Source organism: Corynebacterium sp. HMSC055A01 (genome assembly GCF_001809405.1).
In the GTDB taxonomy this organism is placed as follows: Bacteria; Actinomycetota; Actinomycetes; order Mycobacteriales; family Mycobacteriaceae; genus Corynebacterium; species Corynebacterium hesseae.
Window position 1 is genome coordinate 1 of record NZ_KV797545.1, and the last position, 10318, is coordinate 10318.

The 10318-nt window shown below is 61.8% G+C and carries 10 protein-coding genes and 1 tRNA gene; 7 read left to right on the plus strand and 4 right to left on the minus strand.

The genetic code is table 11. The features are described from left to right. Window positions 1–71: 71 nt before the first annotated feature. Window positions 72–1586 carry a phytoene desaturase family protein gene (gene crtI / locus HMPREF2604_RS02905; protein WP_070530087.1) on the minus strand — a complete coding sequence of 505 codons (1515 nt, stop codon included), beginning with the start codon at window positions 1584–1586 and terminating at the stop codon, window positions 72–74. Between the two features lie 2 nt (window positions 1587–1588). Then, window positions 1589–2437: a phytoene/squalene synthase family protein gene (locus HMPREF2604_RS02910; protein WP_070530085.1), complete on the minus strand. Its 849-nt coding sequence runs from the start codon at window positions 2435–2437 to the stop codon at window positions 1589–1591. Window positions 2438–2530: 93 nt separating this feature from the next. Here HMPREF2604_RS02910 and HMPREF2604_RS02915 point away from each other — a divergent pair, with 93 nt between their 5' ends. Beyond that, window positions 2531–3271: an ABC transporter ATP-binding protein gene (locus tag HMPREF2604_RS02915; RefSeq protein WP_070530082.1), complete on the plus strand. Its 741-nt coding sequence runs from the start codon at window positions 2531–2533 to the stop codon at window positions 3269–3271. 3 nt (window positions 3272–3274) lie between these two features. Continuing rightward, on the plus strand, window positions 3275–5821 hold the full coding sequence (locus HMPREF2604_RS02920) for an ABC transporter permease (protein ID WP_070563104.1): 2547 nt from the start codon (window positions 3275–3277) through the stop codon (window positions 5819–5821). 37 nt (window positions 5822–5858) lie between these two features. Here the strand turns inward: HMPREF2604_RS02920 and HMPREF2604_RS02925 are convergent, their stop codons facing one another. Both HMPREF2604_RS02925 and HMPREF2604_RS02930 read right to left on the minus strand, forming a co-directional pair. Further along, a complete protein-coding gene (locus HMPREF2604_RS02925; RefSeq protein ID WP_070563106.1) occupies window positions 5859–6218 on the minus strand; it encodes a fluoride efflux transporter FluC in 360 nt (119 codons plus the stop codon). Continuing rightward, window positions 6215–6532, minus strand: a complete 318-nt coding sequence (locus HMPREF2604_RS02930; protein ID WP_070563109.1) for a fluoride efflux transporter family protein — start codon at window positions 6530–6532, stop codon at window positions 6215–6217. The genes HMPREF2604_RS02925 and HMPREF2604_RS02930 overlap by 4 nt, the downstream gene beginning before the upstream one ends. Window positions 6533–6615: 83 nt before the next feature. Between HMPREF2604_RS02930 and pgm the strand changes: the two genes are divergently transcribed. From pgm to HMPREF2604_RS02955, 5 genes are all read left to right on the plus strand, one after another. Then, window positions 6616–8232: a phosphoglucomutase (alpha-D-glucose-1,6-bisphosphate-dependent) gene (gene pgm, locus HMPREF2604_RS02935; RefSeq protein ID WP_070563112.1), complete on the plus strand. Its 1617-nt coding sequence runs from the start codon at window positions 6616–6618 to the stop codon at window positions 8230–8232. Window positions 8233–8293: 61 nt separating this feature from the next. Further along, entirely contained in the window at window positions 8294–8755 is a 462-nt protein-coding gene (locus tag HMPREF2604_RS02940) for a MauE/DoxX family redox-associated membrane protein (protein ID WP_070563115.1), read from the plus strand. Between the two features lie 17 nt (window positions 8756–8772). Next, complete coding sequence (locus HMPREF2604_RS02945; protein WP_070522450.1) at window positions 8773–9240, plus strand: MauE/DoxX family redox-associated membrane protein; 468 nt, start codon at window positions 8773–8775, stop codon at window positions 9238–9240. A 58-nt stretch (window positions 9241–9298) separates the two neighbouring features. Then, window positions 9299–10051, plus strand: a complete 753-nt coding sequence (locus tag HMPREF2604_RS02950) for a DsbA family protein (RefSeq protein WP_070563121.1) — start codon at window positions 9299–9301, stop codon at window positions 10049–10051. 99 nt (window positions 10052–10150) lie between these two features. Continuing rightward, window positions 10151–10223 (plus strand) — tRNA-Ala (locus HMPREF2604_RS02955). Window positions 10224–10318: the final 95 nt, after the last annotated feature.

Sequence of the window (10318 nt, forward strand, 5' to 3'; positions counted from 1 at the left end):
AAATCAACGCACTCTAAAACCGGAAGGGCCACTAAACGCAGCGGTGCACCCGCAGCCCTTGAGCTCGACGCTTAGTGCTGTTCGCGCATCCGCGTGATGACATTGTGCGCGGAAATGAGGCACATCGGTACACCAACACCCGGTACCGTCGTACCGCCCGCGTAGTACAGGTTCTTGAGTTTTCGCGAGGCATTGCGCCCGCGGAAGAAGGCAGATTGCCGCAACGTATGCGCGGGTCCCACCGCGCCACCAGCCCAGGAGTTGTAGCGCCGCGCAAAATCAGAGGGGCCGACCGTCCGGCGCACCACGATGCGCTCAGTAAAATCGGGAATGCCAAGCCACGTGCCGAGTTGGTGAATCGCGGCATCGGCAATTGCGCCAACGCGGGGCGATTCTTCTTCGCCATAGGCGTTACCCGCGCCGAAGTTTTCCTCCGCCGGCACGGGGACCAGCACAAAGAGATTCTCGCAGCCCTCCGGTGCCACGGCAGGATCCGTCGCGGAGGTCTTCGACACGTAGATGGACTCGGACGCCCCCAGCGGGCGCGAAGCCTCCGGAGCGTGATACACCGCCCGGAAATCGGGCTCCCAATCCTTGCTGAAAAGAAGGGTGTGGTGGGCCAGCTCCGGCAGCGCGCCCCGCACACCGAGGAAGACCAACACCGTGCCGAGGCCCGGGTCGCGTCGCGCGAAATAGCTCTCGGGATAGGTCCGCGCCGACTGAGGCAGCAGAGCAGTCTCAGTATGGCGCAGGTCCGCCGCGGAAACGACGGCCTCGGCGGAGATGAAGCGGCCGTCGTCCAGCCGCACGCCAGTCGCACGACCTTCTGCGCACTCGATCGCCGTTACCGCCGTATCCATGAGGAAGGTGGCGCCTTGTGCCTGGCGCGCAATCGCCGCGACCACCGCGGCGAAACCACCTTGCGGGTAGCGCACGCCTTCGACCAAATCGGTGTGGCTCATCAAGGAATACAGCGCCGGTGCAGCTGTTGGCTCCGTGGACAAAAACACCGCCGGGTAGGTCAGCACCTGGCGCAGGCGGTAGTCCTGAAACTGTGCTGCCACCAGCCGGTCCAAGGACCGCGTGAGAAGTAGCGCCAGCGTACCCAGCCGCGTGAGCACGTCCCGGGTTAAAAGCTGCGCGGGGTGAGAAAACGTGGTGTACAAAAAGCTGCTTAGCGCCACGGCATAGATATCAGAGGAGCGCGCTAAGTAGGCGCGCACGCGCTCGCCTGCACCCGGCTCGATGGACTCAAAAAGCCGAACAACGTTGTCCACGCCGCTGTGAATGTCGAGGAAGGCGCCGTCGTCGTTGTAGACGCGATACGCGGGGGAGAGGTCAACCAAGTCCAGCTCGCGCTCGGTGCTCGTCCCGCAGGCTTGAAAGAATTCATCGAATGCTTCGGGCATGAGGTACCAGGACGGGCCCGTATCGAAGCGGAAACCGTCGACCTCCAGTTCGCCTGCGCGCCCGCCGACGCTGTGCTGCTTCTCGACGACCACCACGTCCCAACCCTCACGCAGCAACAGCGCCGCGCTGGCCAGGCCAGCGATGCCCGCGCCGATGACGACAACACGCTTGCCCATAGCTACTTCACCGCCGATGCCGCTGCCCGGCTCACCAAGAATGCCTTGCGCGCCGGCGAGACGGAGACCCGTGTTGTAAGAATATCGGCGGCGGGGGTGGCCGCGAGCTGGTCGGTGAGCTCGGTAAACAGGGCCGTCGCAGCCGCCACGCCCACCCGCGAACCACGCGGCAACTTCTCCATCGCGCCGCGCGCTACAGCCAGGTCGCGCCGAATATCAGCGATGATTGCCGTTTTCCGCTCCTCATCCAAGCTGGCCGGGTCCGGCAGGTCCGGGAAATAGGAGCGGCCCAGCTCTGCGGAATCCTCGCGCAGGTCGCGCAAGAAATTGATCTTCTGAAAGGCCGCGCCCAGGCGCCGTGCGCCTTCCTCGATGCCGGACGGGCGGGGCCCGCCGGCGTAGAAGGCATCCAGGCACAAGAGCCCAATGACCTCCGCGGAGCCGCACACGTAATCCTCGAAGGAGTCGTGGGTGTGCGTGTGGTGCGTCAGATCGCAACGCATGGAGGAAAAGAACTGTGCAACGTGCTCGTCGCTGAACCCGCAACGCCGCGCGGAAAGCGCAAAGGCATGCACGACCGGATCAGCGTGAAAACGCTGGGACGGGGCGGCGCGGACGGTGGCCTCGTAGGCGTCGAGAAGCACGGCGGCGTCCTGGGGATCGAGCCCGGCGTCGACGATTTCATCGGCGGTGCGCACCATGGCATATAAATTGCGGATGTCCACCCGGACCCTGGGGGAGAGAAGCCGCGTGGCCAGGGAAAAACTGGTGGAGTAGTGGCGCATGATTTGAGCCGCGGCTGCTTCGGCACAGCGGTCGTAGTGTTCCAGAGCGGAAAAAGATGCGCGCATGGAGCATATTTTAGACCACACGCGTCACATAACTTACCCAGGGCAAGATAGGGTAGGGACGTTACTTTCCCCATCTATAAGGAGAACACGTCCATGACAACCCCAACGATGACTGCTGCGGCTCGTGCCGTCGACCTGTTCAAACAATACGGTCAGGGAGATACCGCAGTTACCGCGTTGGACCACGTCGACGTTGAGTTCGCGCGCAACACTTTTACCGCCATCATGGGCCCTTCGGGCTCCGGCAAGTCCACGCTTATGCACACGATGGCGGGGCTCGATTCGGCGACGTCCGGCTCGGCCTTCATCGGTGACACCGACATGTCGCAGCTCAGCGACAAGGATATTACCGCCCTGCGCCGTGACCGCTTGGGCTTCATCTTCCAGTCCTTCAACCTGGTGCCCACACTGACCGCGGCAGAGAATATCACGCTGCCCACCGATATCGCTGGCAACAAGGTGGATAAGGAATGGTTCGATGAGGTCACTTCCCGTCTGGGCCTGTCCAACCGCTTGAACCACCGCCCATCAGAGCTCTCCGGCGGCCAGCAGCAGCGCGTGGCCTGTGCGCGCGCCCTGGTTTCGCGCCCGGAAATCATCTTTGGCGATGAACCGACCGGCAACCTGGACTCCAACTCTTCTGCCGAGGTGCTCGATATTTTGCGCACCGCAGTGGATCAGGACGGCCAGACCGTCGTCATCGTGACGCACGATGCGAAAGCCGCATCCTACGCAGACCGCGTGGTCTTCCTTGCCGATGGCCGCCTGGTCAACGAGCTGAACAACCCGACCATGGAGTCCATCCACGCCGTGATGGCAGAAATCGAGGGCTAGAGCATGGCCACAAAGAACACCATGCGCACGGTGTCCGTGCGCAATATTCTCGCGCACAAGCTGCGCCTTGCCCTGACCCTACTGGCGGTGGTGCTCGGCACCGCCTTCATCTCGGGGTCCTTCATGTTCACCAAGTCTTTGTCGAACACCTTCGACTCTGCGGTGTCTACCGCATTTACCGGTGTGGATGCGGCCGTAAGCCAGAAGGAAGGCGGCCCAATCCTCGACCAGAAGATGCGCGATGACATCGCCGCCGACCCCGACGTGCGCGCAGTCAACATGCAAAGCAGCCAGACCGTCGTGGTTGCCAACAAGGATGCCGAGGCCTTTCAAACCGGCGGCGGCACCTCCAGCGTGCAGCCCTACTACCCGGAGGACCAATCCGTCGGTGAGCCCGCCACGCTTGTCGACGGCTCCGCGCCTCACGGGACCGGCGAGGTTCTCATCAACGATTCGGCCGCGGAAAAATTCGATATCAAGATCGGCGACAGCCTCCTAGTAGTCCACCCGGACCAGCGTGATGAGGTGAAGGTCGTGGGCGTCGTCAAGCCTGTGGTGGACCAAGGCCCCAGCCTGACGCTGCTCATGGACCACGAGGCCTTCGTCGAGCGATACGGCAATTCCGAACAGCTGAAGGTCGCCGCGGCCGACGGCGTGGGTACTGATGCGCTCGTGGATCACCTCAACGAGACCTTCGAGGTCAAGGCGGAATCTGGCCAGAAGCTCGCTGATGAAATTTCGGATCAGATTTCCTCTGCCCTGAAATTCGTCAACTACTTCCTCATCGCCTTTGGCCTCATCGCGCTGCTGGTGGGCACGTTCATCATCGCGAATACCTTCTCGATGATCGTGGCTCAGCGCACCAAGGAGTTCGCGCTGCTGCGCGCACTCGGCGCATCCCGCGGCCAGATTACGCGCTCGGTGGTGACGGAGGCCTTCATCGTGGGCCTCGTGGGCTCTGCCGTGGGCGTGGCAGCAGGCATGGGCCTGGTGGCGATCATTAAGGCCGTCTTCGAAGCCAAGGGCATGCCCATGGGCGGCGGCCTGGGCCTGAGCTTGAGCGCTGTGCTTGTGCCGTTGATCCTGGGCGCATTGGTCACCATCGTTTCCGCGTGGGCACCGGCGCGCCGGGCAGGCGCGGTCAAGCCCGTGGAAGCCATGCGCACCACCGAGTCCGCGGCGGGCGCTTCGCTGCTGGTGCGCAGCGTGCTGGGCGGGCTGCTGCTCGTCGTCGGCATTATTTTTGCGCTCGTGGGCGTGCTTGTCGACGCCTCCACAGGCATCCGCGCCACACTCGTGGGCCTCGGCTCGCTCAACCTCATCCTCGGCTTCTTCCTTGCGGGACCGGCCATCTCCTTGCCTATCGTTCCGGCGATCGGCCGCGTGGTTGGCGCGCCCTTTGGCGCGGTGGGCAAGTTGGCATCGACGAACTCGGCGCGTAACCCGCGCCGTACCGCGGCGACTGCTTTCGCTCTCATGCTGGGCGTGGCGCTGGTGACGTCGATCGGCATGTTGGGTGCGACGATGAAGGCCTCGGTGGCCGACGCCGTCGAGCAGGACGCCCGCGCGGACTTCTTGCTGTCCGGGCCGACGTCTGGAAACTTCCCGACGCCGAACGAGACGGTGCAGCGCGCCCGCGATACCGAGGGCGTCGGACAGCTCGTGGCGATGAGCACAGCACCCCTGCAGGTGGATGGTCAGGCTTCGATGAACTATGGCCCGGAAATGATGATCAGCCAGATCATCGATGGCAACGCCGATGACATGCTCAACCTCACTCTGGTCGACGGTGCATTGAATACGGGTGAGGAACCGGGCTTCATCGCCGACTCTGCCCTGGCTGAGAAGCAAGGTTGGGAGGTCGGCCAGAGCTATGAGCTGGCGGGGCCCGATCCCTCGCGTACCGCGCAGGTAAAACTCCTCGGCACCTATGAACCTTTCCAGATGCTCCCGGGCTTGGCCGTGTCCCAATCCGCGGTAGAAGAGGTCATCGACCCCAGCAGCCTCGACGTCACGGTGGTTTCCGTCAATGCGGAAGAAGGCTATGACAAGGAGAAGCTGCGCGCCAACCTGGAGAAGTCCGTCAAGGACCTCGTTGTGGTACAGGTGCGCACCAGCGAGGAATACGCCGGCGAGGCCGCCGGAATGATTGACCAGATGCTCACGATTCTCTACGCGCTGCTGGCTTTGGCTGTGGTCATCGCTGTCCTGGGCATTGTCAATACCCTCACCCTCGGCGTGATCGAACGCCGACAAGAGATCGGTATGCTGCGCGCGGTGGGTACTCAACGCCGCCAGATTCGCACAATGATCACGGTGGAATCGGTACAGATCGCCCTCTTCGGCGCGCTCATGGGCATCCTCATGGGATTGGGGATGGGGTGGTCCTTCATCTCCGTGCTTTCCGACGAAGGCCTCGATTCCGCGACGGTGCCGTGGATGATGCTCGCGGTCATGTTCGTGGGCTCGGGAATCGTCGGCGTGCTGGCGGCCCTGTGGCCGGCGCAGCGCGCGGCGAAGACCCCGCCGTTGGACGCCATCGCCGACTAACACAGCCTGTGGCTGAACAAGGGGCGTGGGAGGCGGGTTAGGCCAGCAGCGAGCCGACCCACGCTCCGCGCCAGGCCACGATGATTCCTAGGCCGATGGTCCAGAAGAGATAACGCGCCAAGCGCCACCAGCGCTTGGCCTTTATCATTTCTCCGAGTTCCTTGGCCATCGTGGACCACGTGGATAGCCCGCCGGCAAGTCCGGCAGCGAGAAGGGGGAGGAAATACTCTGGGGCGTGGGAGTGTGTGGCGTAGCCGTAGGCCACGCCCGCCACCGCCGCGCCGATGAGGTTGGCGGCAAAAGTACACGTGGGGGAGGGCAGCACACGAGTGAGCAGGAATCGCCCGCAGCCGCCAACAAAGCCGCCGGCGAGGACCGCCAAGATGGAGAGAATCATGCGCGCCCCCGATCCTGGAGACGGTCACCCATGAGATACGCGGCGGTACAACCGGCGACTGTCGCAACTACGTACGCCCCCGCCTGCGCCGGGCCGAAGCCGGAGGTGAGGAAGGCGAAAGCGGCAAAGCTAGTGAAGCCGCCTAAGAAACCCGTGCCCCAGAACGCTGGTGGCTTGGCATAACCCATGACAGCACTGCCAAGAACGTTGATGAGTAGCAGTGGCAGTGCGCCACCCCCGAGTAGTGTAGTGAGGACGAAGCGGACCAGCGCCCCGAGCGCGGTCCCGCAGCCCACGAGAAGGATCTGTGGCATAGGCACCATCCTAATTGGGATGCGAAAACGGCGTGAAGCAGGCAAGCTTAGGGTGTATCCACGTTTCCAAGGAGGAACCCACCATGGCACACGAGCGCGCCGGCCAACTAGCCCAGCCTTCTGATCTCATCGATATTGCAGAACTAGTCACCGCGTATTACACCCGCACCCCCGATGCAGATAACCCCGACCAGCAGGTCGCCTTCGGCACCTCAGGGCACCGCGGCTCCGCCTTGGACACCGCCTTCAACGAGGCCCACATCTTGGCGATTACCCAGGCCATCGTGGATTACCGCGCTGAGCAGGGGACCACGGGCGCCATTTTCATCGGCCGCGATACCCACGCTTTGTCCGAGCCCGCCTTGGTCTCCGCCCTTGAGGTTCTCCTTGCCAATGGGCTGGAGGTTCGCGTGGATGACCGCGGCCGCTACACCCCGACCCCGGCCGTCTCCCACGCCATCCTGACAAACCCGGGCACCGATGGCATCGTGATCACTCCCTCCCACAATCCGCCGCGCGATGGCGGCTTCAAGTACAACCCGCCGACGGGCGGCCCAGCAGACACGGATGCCACCGACTGGATTGCAGCCAAGGCCAACGACTATCTGCGCTCCGGGCTCGATGGCGTCAAGCGCGTGGCGGTTGACGGCGTGCTCGATGAGCGCTGCGTGAAGCACAACTACCTCGACTCCTACGTGGGTGACCTAGCCAACGTTGTGGACATGGCGGCCATTAAAAAGGCCGGTGTGCGCATCGGCGCGGACCCGATGGGCGGCGCCTCGGTGGACTACTGGGCGGCCATCGCCGAGCACTACGGGCTCAACATGACGGTGGTGAACCCAGAGGTAGACGGCACCTTCCGCTTTATGACTCTGGATACTGACGGCAAGATCCGCATGGACTGCTCCTCCCCGGACGCTATGGCTTCGTTGGTTCAGAACCGCTCCAAGTACGACCTGGCCACGGGCAACGACGCGGATTCTGATCGCCACGGCATCGTTACCCCGGATGCGGGTCTGATGAACCCGAACCACTACCTAGCGGTGGCCATTGAGTACCTGTTTAGCCACCGCCCCGAGTGGGGTGAGGCCGGGGTGGGCAAGACCTTGGTGTCTTCCTCCATGATCGATCGCGTCGTGGCCAGCCTGGGCCGTGAGCTCGTGGAGGTTCCGGTGGGCTTCAAGTGGTTTGTGCCGGGGCTTGTCGGCGGCACCCTAGGCTTCGGCGGTGAGGAATCTGCTGGTGCTTCCTTCCTGCGCTTCGATGGGACCGTGTGGTCTACCGATAAGGATGGCATCATCATGGATCTCTTGGCTGCCGAGATCCTGGCGGTCACGGGCAAGACCCCGTCTCAGCGCTATGCGGAGCTGGCCGAAGAATACGGTGCGCCGGCCTATGCGCGGACTGACGCCCCAGCTACCCGCGAGCAGAAGGCCATCCTGAAGAAGCTCTCCCCGGAGCAGGTGACGGCGACTGAGCTGGCTGGGGAGAAGATCGTGGCCAAACTCACCGAGGCCCCCGGCAACGGTGCAGCGATTGGCGGCCTGAAGGTGGCGACGGAGAACGCGTGGTTCGCTGCCCGCCCTTCCGGCACGGAGGACAAGTACAAGATCTATGCCGAGAGCTTCCGTGGCGAAGAACACCTCAAACAGGTGCAGGAAGAGGCGCAGGCGCTGGTGTCGCAGGTTCTCGAAGGCTAGGTCTGAAGGCCAGGGCTGAAGTCTGGGTCCGAAGCCAGGTCCGAGACTAGGCTAATGAATTATGACATCCGCAAAATCCATGTCGGCCGCCGATCTGATGAGCGCGCTGGTGCGTTTTGGAATGGCTGCCGTATGGATTATCGCCGGCATTCAGAAGCTGGACGCCAGGATGGAGATGACCCAGGCCATCGAGGCCTACGGCATCTTCACCTCGGAATGGTCCGGATACTTGGCCTACCTCATCGGCCCTTTGGAACTCATGGGTGGGGTGCTGTTGCTGCTGGGGCTGTTCTTGAGGGAGGCGTCGGCAGTCGCGGCGGTGGTCTTAGTCCTCTTCATGGTGGGAATCTCCCAGGCATGGGCGCGTGGGCTGGTCATTGACTGCGGTTGTTTCGGCTATGACCCCGCCGACGTGAGCCAAGGCATGAACTACGCGCTGACGCTGCTACGTGATGCAACCTTTTTGGTCCTCACCCTTTGGACAATTTGGCGCCCGTATCGCCGTTACGCTCTCCACCCTTAACTTGTTAGGCTGTGCTCGTGATTAAAGACAAAATCAGCGCCGCCCTTGTGCTTGACGTCATTAGTGCATTCGCGCGCTTTTATATGGCCTATGTGTGGATCAAAGCGGGAGCGTCGAAGCTGTCGGATCAGCTCGCGGTATCGCAAAGCATCAAGGCCTATGAGATCTTTACACCAGAGTGGTCTCAGTATTTGTCCTACCTGATTGGCCCGTTGGAAGTGTGCGGCGGCCTGTTGCTGCTGTTGGGGCTGTTCTTGCGCCAATCGGCATGGGTGGGACAGATTGTCCTCGTTTTATTCATGATTGGCATTGCACAGGCGTGGATGCGAGGGCTCGGGATTGACTGCGGTTGTTTCTCCGTTAGCCCCGATGAAGACGCGCAGGTGATGAACTACATGATGACACTGCTGCGTGATGTCTTCTATTCTGTGTTAATGGTGTGGACAATCAAGCGTCCCTTCACCAAGTTTGCATTGCACCCTTAACAGCGGTGTGTAGGATTTCGGTTCGTTCCATTTACGTCATACAAGACAAGGTTTCTCAATGAGTACAGTTAAAGACCCCACCGCCAATAACAACAGCGGATTTCTGTGGGGCATCGGTGTTCTGCTGGTGATTATTGCCGTCGTGCTCGGCTTTATCTTCTACCAAAACCGTGGTGCCAGCGTTGAGGGCTTGGAAGGCTACACCAAGCAGGACGTCAATATGGAGATGTCCTTTGCTGATAACGCCGTGACCCTCAAGGCTGCCGACGTCAAGGATGCGCCGGAGGTCGAGCTGTACGAGGACTACTCTTGCCCTCACTGCTCTGATCTGGCCAAGCAGACCGATGATCAGATGAAGGAAAAGATTGAACAGGGCAAGCTCATCGTTAAGGTGCGCACCCTCAACTTCCTGGATGGCAGCCCGAATGGCATCGAGAGCATCAAGTCCAACGAGGGACACTCCTCCAAGGCCGCGGCTGCGATGGAGCAGGTAGCCAAGTCCGGTGACGTACAGCTCTACTGGAACCTGCGTAAGTACCTCATGGATGAGCAGTCCAAGGTGTACAACAAGTGGGAGATGAAGGACTTCGCGCAGGCCGCTAAGTCCTTGGGCGCGGATAAGGACACCGTCAAAGCCATCGAGGATGCACCGGTGGGCAAGGGCAACGCCCTAGTTACCGCGAACTACGAGAAGCTGGAAGCCGACACCGGCAGCGTGTCCTCGCCGCGCATCATCAAGGATGGCAAGGACATTCCGGAGGATGACAAGACCTCCATCATGGAGTGGGTCGACCTCGTCGCCGCTAAGTAGGGGCGTGCAAATACCGCACCTAAACTCGCGATTTGGTGAGTGAAAACGGAGGCGATATATTGATACGAGTTGCAATCACAAAGGTTGCACCTCGTATGAGGGGCTATGGCGCAGTTGGTAGCGCACCACACTGGCAGTGTGGGGGTCACGGGTTCGAATCCCGTTAGCTCCACTTTCGGCCGTCTCCTTGAATGGGGGCGGCCTTTTTCTATGCTGGGGCCATGGATGTATTCACCAAGGCTTAAGGGACATTTCGTGTGGATTTGC

Coding starts and splice junctions, on each gene's coding strand:
- crtI (WP_070530087.1), bottom strand. CDS start 1,586: ATGGGCAAGCGTGTTGTCGTCATCGGCGCGGGCATCGCTGGCCTGGCC.
- HMPREF2604_RS02910 (WP_070530085.1), bottom strand. CDS start 2,437: ATGCGCGCATCTTTTTCCGCTCTGGAACACTACGACCGCTGTGCCGAA.
- HMPREF2604_RS02915 (WP_070530082.1), top strand. CDS start 2,531: ATGACAACCCCAACGATGACTGCTGCGGCTCGTGCCGTCGACCTGTTC.
- HMPREF2604_RS02920 (WP_070563104.1), top strand. CDS start 3,275: ATGGCCACAAAGAACACCATGCGCACGGTGTCCGTGCGCAATATTCTC.
- HMPREF2604_RS02925 (WP_070563106.1), bottom strand. CDS start 6,218: ATGATTCTCTCCATCTTGGCGGTCCTCGCCGGCGGCTTTGTTGGCGGC.
- HMPREF2604_RS02930 (WP_070563109.1), bottom strand. CDS start 6,532: ATGCCACAGATCCTTCTCGTGGGCTGCGGGACCGCGCTCGGGGCGCTG.
- pgm (WP_070563112.1), top strand. CDS start 6,616: ATGGCACACGAGCGCGCCGGCCAACTAGCCCAGCCTTCTGATCTCATC.
- HMPREF2604_RS02940 (WP_070563115.1), top strand. CDS start 8,294: ATGACATCCGCAAAATCCATGTCGGCCGCCGATCTGATGAGCGCGCTG.
- HMPREF2604_RS02950 (WP_070563121.1), top strand. CDS start 9,299: ATGAGTACAGTTAAAGACCCCACCGCCAATAACAACAGCGGATTTCTG.